Source organism: Pseudomonas sp. GW823-FHT02C02, from assembly GCF_058797635.1.
In genome coordinates, this window is record NZ_JBXAJV010000019.1 from 68,863 (window position 1) to 86,791 (window position 17,929).

General features: G+C 60.0%; 17 protein-coding genes. 2 read left to right on the forward strand and 15 right to left on the reverse strand.

Translation table 11 applies throughout. The annotated features are described in order from the left end of the window. Position 1: 1 nt before the first annotated feature. From pabC to AC1ROI_RS27640, 8 genes are all read right to left on the reverse strand, one after another. Positions 2-817, reverse strand: a complete 816-nt coding sequence (gene pabC, locus AC1ROI_RS27605; protein WP_010461852.1) for an aminodeoxychorismate lyase — start codon at positions 815-817, stop codon at positions 2-4. Next, the gene (gene fabF, locus AC1ROI_RS27610; RefSeq protein WP_008152330.1) at positions 817-2,061 is read right to left on the reverse strand and encodes a beta-ketoacyl-ACP synthase II; all 1,245 of its coding nucleotides are present in this window, start codon (positions 2,059-2,061) and stop codon (positions 817-819) included. Before fabF ends, pabC begins: the two co-directional genes overlap by 1 nt. Before the next feature lie 108 nt (positions 2,062-2,169). After that, entirely contained in the window at positions 2,170-2,406 is a 237-nt protein-coding gene (gene acpP, locus AC1ROI_RS27615; RefSeq protein ID WP_003442511.1) for an acyl carrier protein, read from the reverse strand. Between the two features lie 191 nt (positions 2,407-2,597). Next, positions 2,598-3,341, reverse strand: a complete 744-nt coding sequence (fabG, locus tag AC1ROI_RS27620; protein ID WP_010461854.1) for a 3-oxoacyl-ACP reductase FabG — start codon at positions 3,339-3,341, stop codon at positions 2,598-2,600. Positions 3,342-3,357: 16 nt separating this feature from the next. Further along, positions 3,358-4,296, reverse strand: a complete 939-nt coding sequence (gene fabD, locus AC1ROI_RS27625; RefSeq protein ID WP_042932292.1) for an ACP S-malonyltransferase — start codon at positions 4,294-4,296, stop codon at positions 3,358-3,360. Between the two features lie 126 nt (positions 4,297-4,422). Continuing rightward, positions 4,423-5,433 (reverse strand): phosphate acyltransferase PlsX, encoded by a 1,011-nt coding sequence (gene plsX / locus AC1ROI_RS27630; RefSeq protein WP_102594306.1) that lies wholly within the window; start codon positions 5,431-5,433, stop codon positions 4,423-4,425. Positions 5,434-5,437: 4 nt separating this feature from the next. After that, positions 5,438-5,620: a 50S ribosomal protein L32 gene (rpmF, locus tag AC1ROI_RS27635; protein WP_008152339.1), complete on the reverse strand. Its 183-nt coding sequence runs from the start codon at positions 5,618-5,620 to the stop codon at positions 5,438-5,440. Positions 5,621-5,633: 13 nt separating this feature from the next. Further along, the gene (locus AC1ROI_RS27640) at positions 5,634-6,161 is read right to left on the reverse strand and encodes a YceD family protein (RefSeq protein WP_004371317.1); all 528 of its coding nucleotides are present in this window, start codon (positions 6,159-6,161) and stop codon (positions 5,634-5,636) included. A gap of 105 nt (positions 6,162-6,266) precedes the next feature. Here AC1ROI_RS27640 and AC1ROI_RS27645 point away from each other — a divergent pair, with 105 nt between their 5' ends. Further along, positions 6,267-6,845, forward strand: a complete 579-nt coding sequence (locus tag AC1ROI_RS27645; RefSeq protein ID WP_102594307.1) for a Maf family protein — start codon at positions 6,267-6,269, stop codon at positions 6,843-6,845. 48 nt (positions 6,846-6,893) lie between these two features. Here AC1ROI_RS27645 and sppA read toward each other — a convergent pair whose 3' ends face one another. Genes sppA through rluC form a run of 3 tightly spaced genes read right to left on the reverse strand, consistent with a single transcriptional unit; the run spans position 6,894 to position 9,519 of the window. Then, on the reverse strand, positions 6,894-7,883 hold the full coding sequence (sppA, locus tag AC1ROI_RS27650) for a signal peptide peptidase SppA (protein WP_102594308.1): 990 nt from the start codon (positions 7,881-7,883) through the stop codon (positions 6,894-6,896). A 24-nt stretch (positions 7,884-7,907) separates the two neighbouring features. Beyond that, positions 7,908-8,570, reverse strand: coding sequence for an HAD-IA family hydrolase (locus AC1ROI_RS27655; RefSeq protein ID WP_102594309.1), 663 nt, complete (start codon positions 8,568-8,570; stop codon positions 7,908-7,910). Beyond that, positions 8,557-9,519 carry a 23S rRNA pseudouridine(955/2504/2580) synthase RluC gene (gene rluC, locus AC1ROI_RS27660; RefSeq protein ID WP_010461871.1) on the reverse strand — a complete coding sequence of 321 codons (963 nt, stop codon included), beginning with the start codon at positions 9,517-9,519 and terminating at the stop codon, positions 8,557-8,559. Before rluC ends, AC1ROI_RS27655 begins: the two co-directional genes overlap by 14 nt. A 700-nt stretch (positions 9,520-10,219) precedes the next feature. Between rluC and rne the strand changes: the two genes are divergently transcribed. Then, the gene (gene rne / locus AC1ROI_RS27665) at positions 10,220-13,432 is read left to right on the forward strand and encodes a ribonuclease E (RefSeq protein ID WP_102594310.1); all 3,213 of its coding nucleotides are present in this window, start codon (positions 10,220-10,222) and stop codon (positions 13,430-13,432) included. 108 nt (positions 13,433-13,540) lie between these two features. On the opposite strand, the gene AC1ROI_RS27670 is transcribed toward rne, so the two are convergent. From AC1ROI_RS27670 to AC1ROI_RS27685, 4 genes are read right to left on the reverse strand one after another with little or no spacing between them, the layout of a single operon-like run. Next, on the reverse strand, positions 13,541-14,131 hold the full coding sequence (locus AC1ROI_RS27670; protein WP_102594311.1) for a nucleotidyltransferase family protein: 591 nt from the start codon (positions 14,129-14,131) through the stop codon (positions 13,541-13,543). Then, positions 14,128-15,111 carry an XdhC family protein gene (locus AC1ROI_RS27675; RefSeq protein ID WP_102594312.1) on the reverse strand — a complete coding sequence of 328 codons (984 nt, stop codon included), beginning with the start codon at positions 15,109-15,111 and terminating at the stop codon, positions 14,128-14,130. Before AC1ROI_RS27675 ends, AC1ROI_RS27670 begins: the two co-directional genes overlap by 4 nt. Further along, positions 15,111-17,432 carry a xanthine dehydrogenase family protein molybdopterin-binding subunit gene (locus AC1ROI_RS27680; RefSeq protein WP_102594313.1) on the reverse strand — a complete coding sequence of 774 codons (2,322 nt, stop codon included), beginning with the start codon at positions 17,430-17,432 and terminating at the stop codon, positions 15,111-15,113. The genes AC1ROI_RS27675 and AC1ROI_RS27680 overlap by 1 nt, the downstream gene beginning before the upstream one ends. Next, the gene (locus AC1ROI_RS27685) at positions 17,429-17,899 is read right to left on the reverse strand and encodes a (2Fe-2S)-binding protein (RefSeq protein WP_010461879.1); all 471 of its coding nucleotides are present in this window, start codon (positions 17,897-17,899) and stop codon (positions 17,429-17,431) included. The genes AC1ROI_RS27680 and AC1ROI_RS27685 overlap by 4 nt, the downstream gene beginning before the upstream one ends. Positions 17,900-17,929: the final 30 nt, after the last annotated feature.

Below are 17,929 nucleotides of genomic sequence, written 5' to 3' on the forward strand. Positions count from 1 at the left end.
ATCAAGCATCCAGTAGCGCATGGGCAATGGTTTGGAGTTTACGGGTGAGCGGCCCAACCGGCCAGCTCAGCGCAGCATAGGCGCGCACCGGCCAAACGCCATACACGCTGTTGCAGACAAAGACTTCATCGGCCCATTGCAGCTGATCGAGGCTAATGTCGGTGATTTGCGTGGGGATCCCCAATGACTCGGCTTGAAACAATAATTCGGCACGCATCACACCCGCCACGCCGCAGCGCTTCAAATCGGCTGTGATCAACACGCCATCGCGCACCAGGAAAAGATTACTGAATACGCCTTCGATCACCCGTCCTGTCCTGTCGAGCATCAAGCCTTCGGCATGCTCGGTGTCCTGCCATTCGGAACGGGCTATGACCTGCTCCAGGCGGTTCAGGTGTTTGAGGCCGGCAAGCAGTGGTTGCCTGGACAGTCGCGTCGCACACGGGAACAGGCGAACGCCCTGCTCGCCATGAACGGCAGGATAAGCAGCGGGTGGATTTCCTTGCAGAATACGTCGGGCCTGAGCCGAAGGATCGGGAGCGTAACCACGCAGACTGTCGCCGCGGGTGAGGATGAGCTTGAGCACACCTTGACCCAGTGCGGCGGCATAGGCCAGCAGCTCACTGCGGATCAGCTCGTGATCGGCAGTGATCGCCAGCCGTGAACAGCCATCGGCCAGACGCGACAGATGTCGGTCCAGCAACAAGGGTTGCCCACCACGCACGGCGATGGTCTCGAACAGACCATCACCGTAAGCCAGGCCGCGATCCTTCAGCGACAAAGCGTCAGCCGGCTGACCGTCGACCCAGCTGTCCATCAGTCAGCGAACCGGCGGAACACCAGCGAGCCGTTGGTACCGCCAAATCCGAAGGAGTTGGAGAGCACCACATCGATATCCATATTGCGCGCGGTGTGCGGCACGAAATCGAGATCGCAGCCTTCGTCCGGTTCATCGAGGTTGATGGTCGGTGGCGCTACCTGGCTGTTGATCGCCAGCACACTGAAGATCGCCTCGACTGCGCCTGCTGCACCCAGCAAGTGACCGGTCATGGACTTGGTCGAACTGACGGCCAGTTTGTAGGCGTGATCGCCGAACACCGACTTGATCGCACAGGCTTCGGCGAGGTCGCCGGCCGAGGTCGAGGTGCCGTGGGCGTTGATGTACTGGACCTGATCGCCATTGATTCTGGCATCGCGCAAGGCATTAGTGATGCAACGGGCAGCACCGGCGCCATCGGCGGGAGGCGAAGTCATGTGGTAGGCATCGCCGCTGGTGCCGAAACCGATCAGCTCGGCATAGATGGTCGCGCCGCGCGCCTTGGCGTGCTCCAGCTCTTCGAGAACCAGGGCGCCGGCACCGTCGGACAAAACGAAGCCATCACGGCCCTTGTCCCAAGGACGGCTGGCACGGGTTGGCTCGTCGTTGCGGGTCGACAGCGCACGGGAAGCACCGAAGCCACCCATGCCCAGACCGCAAGCCGCCATCTCGGCGCCGCCGGCAATCATCACGTCGGCTTCGTCGTACATGATGTTGCGCGCAGCCATGCCAATGCAGTGCGTACCGGTGGTACACGCGGTGGCGATGGCGTAGTTAGGTCCCTGTGCACCCAAGTGGATGGACAGAAAACCGGAAATCATATTGATGATCGAGCCAGGCACGAAAAACGGAGAAATCCGTCGTGGCCCGGAATCATGCAGGGTGCGGCTGGTTTCTTCGATATTGGTCAGACCGCCAATACCCGACCCCATGGCCACGCCAATGCGTTCACGGTTGGCGTCGGTGACTTCAAGGCCTGCGTTACGTACAGCCTGAAAACCTGCGGCCAGACCGTACTGAATGAACAGGTCGAGCTTTCGAGCTTCCTTGACCGACAGGTATTCCTCGACATTGAAGCCCTTTACCGAGCCGCCAAAACGGGTGGAATAGGCAGAAAGGTCGGTGTGTTCGATCAGACCAATGCCACTGCGGCCAGCCAGAATGCCCTGCCAACTGCTTGGCACATCCGTGCCCAGTGGCGACAACATACCCATACCGGTGACTACGACGCGTCTACGCGACACAGCACTCTCCTTTTTCAAATGACGACTTTGCATCAGGCCTAAAGAAAAAACCGCACGCCGTGATGGCAGTGCGGTTTTTCCATGACAGCAAGCAACGATTACAAGCTATTAAGCCTGGTGGTTAGTAACGTAATCGATTGCGGCTTGTACAGTAGTGATCTTCTCAGCTTCTTCGTCAGGGATTTCGGTCTCGAATTCCTCTTCCAGAGCCATCACCAGCTCAACGGTGTCAAGGGAGTCGGCACCCAGGTCTTCAACGAAGGAAGCAGTGTTGACCACTTCTTCTTCTTTAACGCCCAGTTGCTCAGCAACGATTTTCTTGACGCGCTCTTCGATGGTGCTCATACCTTGTTTTCACTCCTAATGGACAAATTCAGGCAGCTGGCCAGTGGGTAAGTGTATAGAAAGACTTTTCAGTTTTTCAACTGAAAGCTTCACTCCTCAAACCCGACGACCCTCTGCCTATAAATAGATTGCAGCTTTATAACGGATTTTAGACAGCTCGTATGACATTTTTTTGAAGCAATCCGTCACATTTAACTCATGTACATCCCGCCGTTCACCGGGATTGTAGCCCCAGTAACGTAAGCCGCACCGTCGGATGCAAGAAAAGCGACCACAGACGCGATCTCTTGAGCTTGCCCCAGACGGCCCAGCGGAATCTGCGTCTGCAAGGCTTCACGCTGTGCCTCAGGCAGTTCGCGGGTCATATCGGTGTCGATGAACCCTGGGGCCACCGAGTTTACCGTAATCGAACGCGAACCGACTTCACGCGCCAGTGCACGGCTGAAACCTTCCAGACCGGCCTTGGCGGCTGCGTAGTTTACTTGGCCTGCGTTGCCCATGGCACCCACAACCGAGCCAATACTGATAATTCGTCCCCAACGGGCTTTGGTCATACCGCGCAAAACGCCCTTGGACAGGCGGAACAGACTGTTCAGGTTGGTATCGACGACGTCATGCCATTCGTCATCTTTCATGCGCATCATCAGATTATCGCGGGTGATACCGGCATTGTTGACCAGGATCGCCGGCGCACCGAACTGTGCTGTGATGCTCGCCAACACCGCAGCAACGGATTCGTCGCTGGTGACATTGAGTTCCAGGCCAGTGCCTTGAATACCATTTTCTTTCAGGGTAGCGGCAATACGCTCGGCGCCGGAAGCGGACGTCGCGGTACCGACAACAATAGCGCCCTGACGACCCAGTTCCAGGGCGATGGCCTGGCCGATACCGCGGCTCGCACCGGTGACCAGTGCAACTTTACCTTGCAGACTCATGCAAGTTTCTCCTGATTCAGGCCAGCGCTGCACGGGCGGCAGCGAAAGCGTCTGGGGTATTGAGGTTGGATGTCGACACGCCTTCGGCGCAACGCTTGTTCAGGCCGGCGAGTACTTTGCCAGGGCCGCATTCGACCAGCTGGGTCGCGCCCTTGGCGGCCAGCGCCTGGACCGACTCAACCCAGCGTACAGGCTTGTAGAGCTGCTCAAGCAGATCGCGCTTGAGGGTTTCCAGATCGGCCGGCACATTGGCGCTGACGTTCTGCACCACAGGGATCTGCGGAGCCTGCCAGTCAATGGCAGCGATCGACTCAGCGAAACGCTCGGCTGCCGGACGCATCAATTCGCAATGGGACGGCACGCTGACCGGCAACGGCATGGCACGCTTGGCACCACGAGCCTTGCAGCCTTCGATGGCGCGTTCGACCGCAGCCTTGGCACCGGCGATCACGACCTGGCCCGGGGAGTTGAAGTTGACCGCGCTAACCACTTCGCCTTGCGCCGCTTCGGCACAGGCGGCCAACACGTCAGCATCTTCCAGACCCAGGATTGCGGCCATGCCGCCCTGCCCGGCCGGAACCGCTTCCTGCATCAACTGACCACGGCGCTCCACCAGCTTGACGGCGGCGCCCAGGCTCAGGCTGCCCGCCGCGACCAGTGCGCTGTACTCGCCCAGGCTGTGACCGGCAACGTAAGCCGGACGCGCGCCGCCTTCCGCCAGCCACAGACGCCACAAGGCGATCGAGGCAGTCAGAATGGCCGGCTGGGTTTTATCGGTTTGATTGAGTTGCTCTTCCGGCCCTTGCTGGGTCAGTGCCCACAGGTCGTAACCCAGAGCATCGGAAGCTTCTTTGAATGTTTCGAGGACAACCGGATGTTGTGCGCCCAACTCGGCCAGCATGCCGAGGGACTGCGAACCCTGTCCTGGAAAGACGAATGCGAGGGAAGCAGACATGTAACAAGCCCCTAATGATCTTGTCGTCGGAGAATTTGACGTCCCGCTTGGGGGACGCAAGAAACTGACAGTTGGATGGCCAATTGAACTGAGCGGTCACATTTAAGCATTGTCCGACGAAAACGCCTAAAGCAACAAATCCTCCAGACGACCGTGAATGCGTTCCGGAAGGTTTTCCTGGATCTCGATCAGCGCACGGGAAATGGCACTCTGAAAACCCTGAACCCCGGCCGAACCGTGGCTTTTCACCACAATCCCCTGCAAACCCAGGAAGCTTGCGCCGTTATGTCGCGCAGGCGCCAGATCGGCCTGCAAACGCTTCATCAGGGGTAGCGCCAGCGCGCCGATCATTTTCGAGGCGAGGTTTTTCTTGAACAAGGCTTCGATGCGCCCGGCAATCATGGTCGCCAGGCCTTCGCTGGACTTGAGCAGGATATTGCCGACAAAGCCGTCACACACCACCACGTCCGCCTCGCCCCGGTACAAACCGTCACCTTCGACAAAGCCGATGTAGTTGATGCCGCGAGCACTTTGCAACAAGGTCGCCGCCAGCTTGACCTGCTGATTACCCTTGATGTCTTCGGTGCCGATGTTCAGCAAGGCCACCCGTGGGCGAACAATGCCGAGGGTTTCTGCCGCCACTGAGCCCATCACCGCAAATTGCAATAAATGCTCGGCACTGCAATCAACGTTGGCGCCGAGGTCGAGCAACTGGCAATAACCCTTCTGCGTTGGAATCGCCGCCACCATCGCCGGCCGATCGATGCCGGGCAACGTCTTGAGCACAAACCGCGACAACGCCATCAGCGCACCGGTATTGCCGGCACTGACACAGGCCTGAACCTTGCCATCACGCAACAACTCAAGCGCCACGCGCATCGACGAGTCAGGCTTGCCACGCAAGGCCTGGGCAGGCTTTTCGTCCATGGTGATGACTTCGGACGCCGGAGCAATCGACAGGCGCGAGCGATCCACAGCCGATTGGCCAGAGAGCAATTCTTCAAGAAGAGAGGGTTGACCGACGAGGGTCAGGTGCAGCGAGGGCGTAGCAGACAGACAAGCAAGGCTGGCCTGAACAATGCTGCGGGGACCGAAGTCCCCGCCCATTGCGTCAATCGCGATGACTTGAGCAGACAAGTGATTACTCGTCAGCGCCCTTGTCGATCACTTTACGGCCACGGTATACGCCTTCTGGCGATACGTGGTGACGCAGGTGAATTTCACCGGTGGTTTTTTCTACAGACAGAGTGCTTGCCGTCAGGGCGTCGTGCGAACGACGCATGTCACGGGCAGAGCGGGATTTTTTGTTCTGCTGAACAGCCATAATTGATTAACTCCTAAACGTTTGGGTCACGCTTTAACTGCGCCAATACACTGAACGGGTTGGACCGCGTTACCTCGTCCTCGCTCGGTTCGGGCTCATCGAGACCCGCCGGCTGCTGGCATTCTTCCGGATGATGAGCAGGCACAATGGGCAAGGCGAGCAGAAGCTCCTCCTCGATCAGTGACTGCAGATCCAATGGATCTTCGCCCAGTTCCAGCACGTCATAACCTTTCGGCAACGACTGGGTATTCGCACCCTCCTTCACCACAGCATAACTGCATTCGCTATGGATCGGCAGGGTGACCAGCTCAAGACAACGCTGGCAAACCATTTTGACTTCGGTGTCGATAAAACTGTGGATTACCACAGACTTACGTTCATCTCGTTCAAAAACGAATTTAGCCTGCACCGTACCGACAGTATCGGAAAGCGGGTCGCAGAGTCTCTCCAAATCGGCCAGCAGCAGTTCACCTTGAAGGGTGGTGCCACGGTCAGCCAATTTGCGCGGGTCAACGTGAGGTGGAATCGGGTCATTCAACATAGGCGCAGCATTATAGGGATGCACCCAGCCATGTCAAAGGAAATTCAGCCCTGTCCGTCACTTGGAAGCCTCGGTAGAATTCGCGCCTGTCTTCCGGAGATACGCATGCTGCCTTTATTACTCGCTTCAAGCTCGGTTTATCGCCGGCAATTGCTGGCCCGCTTGCAGCTGCCATTCACCTGCAGCTCACCGGATATCGATGAAAGCCATCGCTCCGGCGAGACGGCCATCGAACTGGTAAAACGCCTTGCCGAAGAAAAAGCCCGGGCACTGGCCGGCAGCCATCCTGCTCATCTGATTATCGGCTCCGACCAGGTTGCCGTCCTCGGCGATCGAATCATCGGCAAACCCCACACCTTCGAGAAGGCCCGCGAACAACTACTGGCATCCAGCGGTGCCAGCGTGACCTTCCTGACGGGCCTGGCGCTGTTCAACAGCCAGACCGGCGACTGCCAGGTCGACTGCGTGCCTTTCACCGTGCACATGCGCACCCTCGACCCGACACGCATCGAGCGCTACCTGCACGCCGAACAGCCCTACGACTGCGCTGGCAGCTTCAAGGCCGAAGGCTTGGGGGTGAGCCTGTTTCAAAGCACCGAAGGCCCTGACGCCACCAGCCTGATCGGCCTGCCGCTGATTCGCCTGATCGACATGCTACTGGCCGAGGGCGTGCAAATTCCCTGAACACAAAAAACCGGCCACTGAGGCCGGTTTTCTGGTGCAACCAAAGAATCAACGCAACGAAGGCCCCTGGAAGCCCATCCATATCGCCAGTTGCTCAGCCACGCTGGCACCGAGCTTTTTCGAGAAACGATCAAATGGCGATTCCTGAACGGTGAAATCCACCAGTTCCTTCTCGCCAATTACATCGCGCGCCACCGAACTGGCACTCCCCAGGCCATCGATCAGACCCAGCGGCAACGCCTGCTCACCGTTCCAGACCAGCCCGGAGAATAACTCTGGATGCTCTTTATCCTTGAGACGGTCGCCACGGCCTTTCTTCACGCTGTTGATGAACTGCTGGTGCGTGGTATCCAGAACGCCCTGCCAGAACTGAGTTTCCTCAGGCTTCTGCGGCTGGAACGGGTCGAGGAACGACTTGTGCTCGCCCGACGTGTAGGTCCGACGCTCGACGCCAAGCTTCTCCATGGTGCCGACGAAACCATAACCGGCCGCCGTCACACCAATGGAACCGACCAGACTCGCCTTGTCGGCGTAAATCTGATCCGCCGCGCTGGCGATGTAGTAAGCACCGGAAGCGCCCAGGTCAGAGATCACCGCGTACACCTTGGTATCCGGGTGCAAGCCGCGCAGACGGACGATCTCGTCATACACATAACCCGACTGCACCGGACTGCCGCCCGGGCTGTTGATGCGCAGGACCACACCCTTGACCTTCTCATCCTCGAAGGCAGCACGCAGACTGCCAACGATGTTGTCGGCGCTGGCCGGCTCCTTGTCGGCGATCACGCCGGTCACATCGATCAACGCCGTGTAGTGGGAACCGCGGGTCGCGCTTTTTTCCATATCCATGAGCGGCGTGAACAGAATCAACGCGCCAAACAGGTACACAAAGGTCAGCAATTTAAAGAAAATACCCCAGCGACGAGACCGGCGCTGCTCCTGGACACTGGCCAGCAGGGTCGTTTCCAGCAGCTTCCAGCTTTTTTCGTCACCGCTCTCTGCGCTCGCCTTGGCGGGCGCTTTCCATTCGTCGGTCATGACATCTACCCCAGCAAAAACCCGTTAAGCCCGCTGACCCAGCCAGGCATGCAATTCTGAAAAACGATCAATGGCCAGTCGCGGCTCGAACAGCTTCAGCGCGTCGATCGATTGCGCGCCATAACTGACTGCCACCGAATCCATACCGGCGTTACGCGCCATCTGCAGGTCGAAGGACGAATCGCCCACCATTAGCGCCTGCTCCGGGCGAACCTCGCAATGCGCGAGAATCTGCTCAAGCATCAGCGGATGGGGCTTGCTGGCGGTTTCGTCGGCGGCGCGGGTGATATCGAAATAATCTTCCCAGCCATGGGCTTTCAGCACCCGATCCAGCCCGCGACGCGCCTTGCCCGTGGCCACAGCCAGATGATAACCCTCGGCGCGAAACGCCTCCATCGACTCAAGCACACCCTCGAACAGCGGTGAAGGCACAGACTCTGCGGCGATGTAGTGATCCGCATAGTGTTGGCGGAACGCAACCAGCTCGGCATCGCCAATATCGGGGTACAACGTGCGAATGGCCTCAGGCAGACCCAGACCGATAATGCCTTTGACGGCAAAATCATCGCGCAGCTGAAACCCGGACCGTTCGGACGCGACATGCATCGCCTCGACAATCCGACCAATGGAGTCAGCAAGCGTGCCGTCCCAATCGAAAATCAGCAGTTTGTAATCAGAGGGGTGCACTCAGGCGCTCCACGGTCTTGGCCCACATTTCATCCACCGGCGCCTGCAATTTCAGCTCGCCACCATCGGGCAGCGGCACAGTCAGCAGGTAGGCGTGCAGAAACAGGCGTTTGCCGCCCAAATCGCGAATTTCCTTGCTGAAACCTTCGTCGCCATACTTGGTGTCGCCAGCGATGCAATGCCCGGCATGCAAGGTATGGACGCGAATCTGGTGGGTCCGGCCGGTAATCGGCCTGGCCTCGATCAGGGTGGCAAAGTCGCCGAAGCGGCGCAGGACCTTGAACACGGTCACAGACTCCTTGCCCTCCTCCTCGTCGACCTCGACCATACGCTCGCCGGAACGCAGATTGCTCTTGCCCAGCGACGCGCGGACCTGCTTGATCGAAGCCGCCCAGTTACCACGGACCAGCGCCATATAGCGCTTGTCGACGCCGTCGCCGCGCAAGGCCGTGTGCAAGTGGCGCAACATGCTGCGTTTCTTGGCGATCATCAACAGGCCGGAGGTATCACGGTCGAGACGGTGAACCAGTTCGAGCTCCTTGCAATCGGGACGCAACTGACGAAAGGCTTCGATCACCCCATAAGTCAGGCCGCTGCCGCCATGAACCGCAATGCCGCAAGGCTTGTTGATCACGATCAGCGCTTTGTCCTCGAACACAATCGAGGCTTCGAGGCGTTGCAGCAGGCCTTGGGCCAGCGGCACCGGCTCGTCGCGTTCAGGCACGCGAACCGGCGGCACGCGCACGATATCGCCCGCCTGCAGCTTGTATTCGGGCTTGATCCGACCTTTGTTCACTCGCACTTCGCCCTTGCGCAAAATGCGGTAAATCAAGGTCTTGGGCACGCCTTTGAGCCGAGCGAGAAGGAAGTTATCAATACGTTGGCCGGCATATTCCGGCGAGACCTCCAGCAGTTGTACGGCTGGGGTCGAAGGGGCAGTAGTCGTCATGCCGCGGATGATAACAATTTTTTATGGAATTGAAGCACTTAATCATTGCTGCTATAGTCGCGAACGCCGCCAAAAGCGGCCTGGACAGCGGACTAACGGTCAAAAACCGGCCCTGACCAACGCAATTCACCAGGACGCGAGGCCGTCCTACGGGGCTTTCGCTACGTAACGGTGGAGTTTGCAGCTGTAACAAGCGCAGGTGACATGAGGCCTGAATCAAGCCGCAAAGCAGAGTTTTCACTCCCCTTGCGAGCCAATATTCATGGCCAGTTCACAAAGTGCAGTCAGCTAAGGACGACCCCGAGCGAACGCTTCGGAAACAACGCCTAAATTAGCCATGATGCGTGACCTCCCCCTTCGGAGCTCACGGTAAATGCCAACCCGCTGCGGATTCTGCGCGCGGCAGCACCCGAATTATCAGGGATACGTGTAGGGTGGAGATGCACAACCGCTGGACTGTGTAGCAATAGGCTTTATCAAGACGCTTCATCTCGTCCACAGCCGCTGGTTGATTCCTCCTCCTGACTGAGTGCTTAAGTAGCCACAGCAAGCAGGACGCGTAAGTCGCGATAACGGCCCAATTGGCCAGACATCGCTGGACACGGGAATGGCCAACCACTCCCGACGCACCTGACACCGACCATGAGAAGTCGTGTGTGCCGAACGCCGTTTCCGGCAGCCCGGAAACCGACGGTACTACATGAAAAGAATGCTGATTAACGCAACTCAACCCGAAGAGTTGCGTGTTGCACTGGTAGATGGCCAACGCCTCTACGACCTGGACATCGAATCCGGTGCACGCGAGCAAAAGAAGGCCAACATCTATAAAGGCCGGATTACTCGCATCGAACCAAGCCTTGAGGCTGCCTTTGTCGATTTCGGCTCTGAGCGCCACGGCTTCCTGCCCCTCAAAGAAATCTCCCGCGAATACTTCAAGAAAGCCCCTGAAGGCCGCGTCAACATCAAGGACGTCCTGAGCGAAGGCCAGGAAGTCATCGTTCAGGTCGAAAAAGAAGAACGTGGCAACAAGGGCGCTGCCCTGACCACCTTCATCAGCCTGGCCGGTCGTTACCTGGTGCTGATGCCGAACAACCCGCGTGCCGGCGGTATCTCCCGTCGCATCGAAGGTGAAGAGCGCAACGAACTGCGTGAAGCCCTGAACGGCCTGGTTGCACCAGCCGACATGGGTCTGATCGTTCGTACTGCCGGCCTGGGCCGCAGCAGCGAAGAAATGCAGTGGGACCTCGACTACCTGCTGCAACTCTGGACCGCCATCAAAGAAGCTTCGCTGGATCGCTCCGCGCCGTTCCTGATCTACCAGGAAAGCAACGTGATCATCCGCGCCATCCGCGATTACCTGCGCCAGGACATCGGCGAAGTGCTGATCGACAGCGTTGAAGCCCAGGACGAAGCCCTGACCTTCATTCGCCAGGTGATGCCGCAGTACGCCAGCAAGATCAAGCTGTACGAAGACAGCGTTCCGCTGTTCAACCGCTTCCAGATCGAAAGCCAGATCGAGACCGCTTTCCAGCGCGTCGTTGAACTGCCTTCCGGCGGCTCCATCGTTATCGATCCGACCGAAGCCCTGGTGTCCATCGACATCAACTCGGCGCGCGCCACCAAAGGCAGCGACATCGAAGAAACCGCCCTGCAGACCAACCTTGAAGCCGCCGAAGAAATCGCCCGTCAGTTGCGCTTGCGCGACATCGGCGGCCTGATCGTCATCGACTTCATCGACATGACCCCTGCCAAGAACCAGCGCGCCGTGGAAGAAAAAGTCCGCGAATGCCTGGAAGCCGACCGCGCTCGCGTGCAAGTCGGTCGCATCTCGCGCTTCGGCCTGCTGGAAATGTCCCGTCAGCGCCTGCGTCCATCCCTGGGCGAAAGCAGCGGCATCGTTTGCCCGCGTTGCAACGGCACCGGCATCATCCGTGACGTTGAATCGCTGTCCCTGGCGATCCTGCGCCTGATCGAAGAAGAAGCCCTGAAAGACCGCACCGCCGAAGTTCGCGCCCAAGTGCCGATTCCGGTCGCAGCCTTCCTGCTCAACGAAAAACGCAACTCGATCACCAAGATCGAACTGCGCACCCGTGCCCGCATCGTCATTCTGCCGAACGATCACCTCGAAACGCCGCACTTCGAAGTTCAGCGTCTGCGTGATGACAGCCCGGAAGCCGCAGTCGGCCAGTCCAGCTACGAAATCGCAGCAGCCGCTGCCGAAGTCGAAGAAGTCCAGCCAGCCGCCGCGACCCGCACCCTGGTTCGTCAGGAAGCCGCAGTCAAGACCGCGCCGGCCCGCGCCAACGCTCCGGTTCCGACCGAAGTCGTCGCAGCCGCACCTGTTGCTGCACCGATCGCCGTGCCAGAGCCAAGCCTGTTCAAAGGCCTGGTGAAGTCGCTGGTCAGCCTGTTTGCTACCAAGGAAGAGCCTGCTGCTCCGGTTGTGGTTGAAAAACCAGCGACCACCGAGCGCCCGGCCCGTAACGAAGAGCGTCGCAACGGTCGTCAGCAGAGCCGCAACCGTAACGGTCGCCGCGATGAAGAGCGCAAGCCTCGTGAGGAACGTGCACCGCGTGAAGAACGCGCACCACGTGAGCCACGCGAAGAGCGTCAACCACGCGAAACCCGGGAAGAAACCCCGGTAGTCGCCCGCGAAGAACGTGCTCCACGTGAAGAGCGCGCACCACGCGCCCCTCGTGAAGAACGTGCACCGCGCGCACCTCGCGAAGACCGCAAGCCACGTGGCGAGCGTGAAGAGCGCGTGCGTGAACTGCGCGAACCTCTGGATGCCACCGCTCCAGCCGCTGCTGCGACCGCTGAAGAGCGTCCAGCTCGCCAGCCACGTGAAGAACGCGCTCCGCGCCCACCGCGTGAAGAACGTCAGCCACGTGCAGAGCAAGCCGCTGCCGCGGTTGCCGAAGAAGAACTGGTAACCAACGAAGAGCAACTGCAGGAAGACGGTCAGGAAGGCGCCGAAGGCGATCGTCCACGCCGCCGCTCCCGTGGCCAGCGTCGTCGCAGCAACCGTCGCGAGCGTCAACGCGATGCCAACGGCAACGTGATCGAAGGTTCGGAAGAATCCGAATCCGCCGAAGGCAGCGAAGCGGGCGAAAGCAACGAAGCGCCAAGCACTTCCGATCTGGCCGCCGGCCTGGCTGTTACCGCAGCCGTTGCCAGCACCGTGATCAGCGCGCCTGCTGAAGCACAAGCCAACGAGCAAGCCGAACGCGCAACGGCCGCCACCCTGGAAACGGCTTCGGTCGAAGCGCCAGTAGTGGAAGCAACGACTCCGGTAGAAGCCACTGCTGCTCCGGAAATCGAAGTGGCACCGGTTCGTGAAGCACAGCCTGAAGTTGAAGCGGCCCCCGAGCCAGTGTTTGCTGCCGAGCCAGCTGCCGAAACCTCCAGCGAAACCGTAACCGAAGCTGTACGCGAAGTTCGTGAAGAACAAACCGCGTTCAACTGGGTTGCCGAGCCGGCTGCGGTTGAAGCGCCTGCTCCGGTTGCTGAAGCTCAGGTTGCTGAAGCCATGGTGTCCGAGCCAGTAGTTGTCGCCGCCGAGCCTGCTCCAGTGGTTGAAGCGCCGGTCGTTGCCGAAGTGGCTGCACCGCAAGTCGAAGCCGCCCCTGTCAGCGCCCTGACGCCAAGCGGCCGTGCACCGAACGATCCACGTGAAGTGCGTCGTCGCAAGCGTGAAGAAGAGCGTCTGCAGAAGGAAGCCGAACTGGCTGCCGCTGCTGCTCCGGTTGAAGCGATTGTCGCTGACGAGCCTGCACCGGTTGTGGCTGAAGTGATCGAAGCGGCACCTGTTGCCGAATCGGTCATCGAAGAAGCACCGCGCTCCGTACAGGAAGCGGTCGAGCAACACGAACAAGCCCTGGAAAAAGAACACGAGCCTAAACCCCTCGTCTGATTCCATCGGCCACTAAAAAGCCCCGCCTGGTGATCCAGGCGGGGCTTTTTTACATCTGAGATAAAGCAAGTAGACCGCGTTATCGTTCTTCGCGGGCAAGACGGTGTGTCAGGAAAATACTAATGCTGCGGGCACATCCACATCCCACAACACCCCGGCATCATCCACCGCCACTTCAACCACCCTGCCCTGCGCAAACAACGGCTTGGCCCCATGATCACCCGATAACGCCATCAACCCCGGCCCAAAACTGCGCCCGAACCCAACCGGGTGTCCGTACTTCCCCGCATGGACCGGCACACTGACGCAATCGTTCGCAATCCCGGCCACCACCCGCTCGATACTCGAAGGCAAGATAAACGGCATATCCCCCAGCACAATCAACCAGCCACTGAGCTCTGGACATGCCGCCACCCCGGCGGCAATGCTATCGCCCATCCCGGCAGGCCCGATCTTCACACTCTCGAAACCGTACGCCTGAGCCATGCGCATCACTTGTGGGCGATCTTCGGTCGTCACCAGCACACGCTTCCCAAGGTTGGCCGGCACACTCAGCAGCACGTGCTCGATCACCGACCGAACCGCGCCATCTCGCCCCGTGCAGTCGGCCAGCAGCTTGTCCTTGTCCGCTCCCGCCACCTCCCTGAAGCGTCTGCCCTGCCCCGCCGCCAGCACGATGACGCCGATGGGTTCACTCATACAACCTCCTGCAACGGCTTCTTCTGCTTCAATTCGACGCCGTTCTTGATCGCCACGATCTCGGCCAGCAGCGACAAGGCGATTTCCGCGGGACTGTGGCTGCCAATATGCAAACCGATCGGGCCGTGCAGCCGCTCGATGGCCTGTGATGACAAGCCTAGCTGAGCCAGATTTTCCCGCCGCTTCAGGCTGTTGACCCGCGAGCCGAGGGCGCCGACATAAAAAGCCCTGGAATCCAGAGCGGTCAGCAACGCCATATCATCCAGGCGCGGATCATGGGTCAGGGCGACAATGGCCGTGCGTTCGTCGGTCTCGATGGTCAGCACCGCTTCATCCGGCATGCCCGAGACGAAACGGCCGTGCTGCTCTTCCCAACCGTAGACAAACTCGCTGCGCGGATCGCAGATCAGCACTTCGAAATCCAGCAGTCGCGCCATTTCGGCGACATACCGGGACAATTGCCCCGCACCGATCAGCAATAACCGCCAACGCGGACCGTAGATGGCGCGCAGGGTGTGGCCGTCAAAGCTCAGCACATCGCTTTTGTTCGCCGCCTGCAAAATCACTTCACCGGTCGCAACATCCAGCGAACGAGCCACTATTTCATGGGCCTCGCAGCGTTCCAGCAACTCGGCGACCCAACCTGGATCGCCGACCCGCTCCTCGGTCAGGCGCAAGGTGCCGCCGCAGGGCAAACCAAACCGTGCGGCCTCCTCACGCGTCACGCCATAGGTGATCAACTGCACCGGCGGCCCGTCAGGTGGAATCCGCCCATCGTGCAGCCGGGCAATCAGATCATCCTCGACACAGCCGCCGGACACCGAGCCGATCACCACGCCATCTTCACGCAACGCCAGCATCGCGCCAGGTGCCCGGGGCGCAGTGCCCCAGGTCTGGACCACGCTGTACAACACCACCCGCCGACCGGCGCGACGCCATTCCAGCACGCTGCGCAGAACGTTCAGGTCTGCGCTGTCCATCAGGCCTGCGCCTTCTGCCAACCTTGCAGCTGGAAGCGAACCGGCAAGTTGCGGATACGCTGGCCAGTGGCAGCGAAGATCGCGTTGCATAGCGCAGGCGCAATCGGCGGTACGCCTGGCTCACCGACTCCGCCCAACGGCACATTGCCCGGAGGCGTCACCAGATGCACCGCCACTTCCTTCGGCGCCAGCGACATGCGCGCCACTTCGTACATGTGGAAGTTGTCCTGCTGCACCTTGCCGTCCTTGAAGCTGATTTCCCCGACCACGGCATTGCCCAGGCCCATGACGCACGCGCCTTCGAACTGAGCGCGAATCCGTTCGGGGTTGATCTGCGGACCACAATCCACCGCGATGTCAGCCTTGTGCACGATCAACGTGCCGTCGTCTTTGACTTCGACTTCGATCACCGCCGCCACATAGCTGACGAAGCTGTAATGCACCGCCAGGCCCAGGCCTCGGCCCTTGGGCAGCTCGCGCCCCCAACCGGCGGCCTTGGCGGCTGTTTCCAGTACCGTGCGCATCCGCCCGGTGTCGATCGGATAACGCTCGGGGGATTCGCCGTAGTTCCACTCTTCACTCAAGGTGCGCGGATCGATCTGACGATCCGGGCCCAGCAGTTTGATCTGGTACTTGAGTGGATCCTGCTTGGCCTTGTGCGCCAGCTCATCGACAAAGCTCTGGATCGCAAACCCGTGGGGAATGTTCGACACCGAGCGATACCAGCCGACCCGGGTATGAATCGCCGCTTCGGGGTTTTCCAGGCGCACGTTGGGGATGGCGTAGGCCATGTTGGTAAAGCCCATGCCCAGCTCGAAAGCCGCCTCGTGGTTCATGCCCGGGGCGAACAGCGCGGTAATGCTCGGGGCCACGGTGCGGTGCAACCAGCCAGAGGGCAGCCCATCCTTGTCCAGGCTGGCCTTCAGGTACTCGGCGGACACGGTGTGGAAGTAGGAGCAGTGGATGTCGTCTTCACGGGTCCATTGCACCCGCACCGCTTTACCGGGGAATTCCTTGGCGAGGATCGCCGCTTCGATGACGAAGTCCGGCTTGGACTTGCGACCGAAACCGCCGCCAAGCAAGGTGACATTGAACGTGACCTTATCGAACGGAATACCAAGGCGTTCGCCAATCCGTTCCCGGGTGACCTGTGGCGCCTGACTCGGGGCCCAGGCCTCGCACACACCGTCTTTGAAGCGGGCGATGGCGACCATCGGTTCCATCGGCGCCTGCGCCAGGTGCGGCAGGTAATACGAGGCTTCGAGGGTGCTGGTGGCGCCTTTCATGGCGTCGTCGATGTTGCCGGTATTGCGCACCACTTTGCCGGGTTTGAGGGACGCGGCTTCCAGTTCTTTGCGGTAGGCGATCGAGTCGTAACTGGCATTGGGGCCGTCATCCCACTCGATCTTCAGCGCTTCGCGGCCCTTGATCGCGGCCCAGGTGTTGCTGGCCACCACGGCCACGCCACCCAATGGCTGGAACTCGGATGGCAGCGGACGGCCTTCGATCTGAACGACCTTGATCACGCCCGGGACTTTCATCGCCGCGCTGGAGTCGACGGATTTGACCGTGCCGCCATAAACCGCCGGACGCGCAATCACGGCGTAGAGCATGCCGTCGAAATGCACATCGGCCCCGTAAATGGCGCGGCCGTTGACGATGTCGGCACCGTCGATCGCCTTGGTGCCTTCTTTGCCGATGTAGCGAAACTCCGACGGTTGCTTGAGCCGCAGGCTGTCACGGGCTGGCACTGCCAGCGCACCCGCAGCGGCGGCCAGAGCGCCGTAGCCCAGTTCACGACCGCTCGGTTGGTGCACCACTTTATGCAGCTGCGCATGGCACTCGCTGACCGGCACTTTCCACTGCTCAGCCGCCGCTTGTTCCAGCATGGTTCGCGCGGCGGCACCGCAACGACGCATCGGCTCGTACCAGTGACGCATGCTGCGCGAACCGTCTGTGTCCTGGTTACCGAAGCGAACCTCGTCACCCGGCGCCTGCTGCACTTTCATCATGGCCCAGTCGGCGTCCAGTTCATCGGCCACTACCATGGTCAGGCTGGTGCGTACGCCCTGGCCCATTTCCGAACGGTTGCAGACCACGGTCACCATGCCGTCAGCGGCAATGCTGATGTAAACCTTGGGATCATCGATCCAGCCATTGGGCATGCCGTCGGCGCCGAATTTTTTCTCTTTTTCTTCGGCGAACGCATCTTGCCAGCCCCAGCTCGCTACCAGAACTAACGCACTGGTCGCACCGACGCCTTTCAGGAAGCCACGGCGGCTGAGGTTGCTCAGCGCAAAATCATTCGGTAACTGGCTCATGCCTTGGCCTCCTTCAGGTGAGTGGATGCCTGGCGGATGGCGGTCTTGATGCGGTTATAGGTGCCGCAACGGCAAATATTGCCGACCATCGCCTCTTCGATCTGTGCGTCGCTGGGGTTCGGGTTGGTCTTGAGCAACGCCGTCGCTGACATGATCTGCCCGCCCTGGCAGAAACCGCACTGAGCCACGGCGCTGTCGAGCCAGGCTTGCTGCACGACTTGCCCGACCGGGTCGACGTGCAGGTTATCGATGGTGGTGACGTTCTGGCCGACCACTGAACCGATCGGCGTGATGCAACTGCGCGCCGGAGCGCCTTCGATATGAATGGTGCAGGCACCACACAGGCCCATGCCGCAGCCAAATTTGGTGCCGTTGTAACCGGCCACGTCGCGGATTGCCCAGAGCAGCGGCATATCCTCGGTGACGTCGAGTTGATGGTCTTGACCATTGAGCTTCAGGGTAATCATGGGCACGCCCGCATATTTCTGGAGGTTATG

Coding starts and splice junctions, on each gene's coding strand:
- AC1ROI_RS27675 (WP_102594312.1), bottom strand. CDS start 15,111: ATGGACAGCGCAGACCTGAACGTTCTGCGCAGCGTGCTGGAATGGCGT.
- fabD (WP_042932292.1), bottom strand. CDS start 4,296: ATGTCTGCTTCCCTCGCATTCGTCTTTCCAGGACAGGGTTCGCAGTCC.
- AC1ROI_RS27685 (WP_010461879.1), bottom strand. CDS start 17,899: ATGATTACCCTGAAGCTCAATGGTCAAGACCATCAACTCGACGTCACC.
- rpmF (WP_008152339.1), bottom strand. CDS start 5,620: ATGGCTGTTCAGCAGAACAAAAAATCCCGCTCTGCCCGTGACATGCGT.
- AC1ROI_RS27640 (WP_004371317.1), bottom strand. CDS start 6,161: ATGTTGAATGACCCGATTCCACCTCACGTTGACCCGCGCAAATTGGCT.
- fabG (WP_010461854.1), bottom strand. CDS start 3,341: ATGAGTCTGCAAGGTAAAGTTGCACTGGTCACCGGTGCGAGCCGCGGT.
- pabC (WP_010461852.1), bottom strand. CDS start 817: ATGGACAGCTGGGTCGACGGTCAGCCGGCTGACGCTTTGTCGCTGAAG.
- AC1ROI_RS27680 (WP_102594313.1), bottom strand. CDS start 17,432: ATGAGCCAGTTACCGAATGATTTTGCGCTGAGCAACCTCAGCCGCCGT.
- rluC (WP_010461871.1), bottom strand. CDS start 9,519: ATGACGACTACTGCCCCTTCGACCCCAGCCGTACAACTGCTGGAGGTC.
- acpP (WP_003442511.1), bottom strand. CDS start 2,406: ATGAGCACCATCGAAGAGCGCGTCAAGAAAATCGTTGCTGAGCAACTG.
- AC1ROI_RS27670 (WP_102594311.1), bottom strand. CDS start 14,131: ATGAGTGAACCCATCGGCGTCATCGTGCTGGCGGCGGGGCAGGGCAGA.
- rne (WP_102594310.1), top strand. CDS start 10,220: ATGAAAAGAATGCTGATTAACGCAACTCAACCCGAAGAGTTGCGTGTT.
- AC1ROI_RS27645 (WP_102594307.1), top strand. CDS start 6,267: ATGCTGCCTTTATTACTCGCTTCAAGCTCGGTTTATCGCCGGCAATTG.
- sppA (WP_102594308.1), bottom strand. CDS start 7,883: ATGACCGACGAATGGAAAGCGCCCGCCAAGGCGAGCGCAGAGAGCGGT.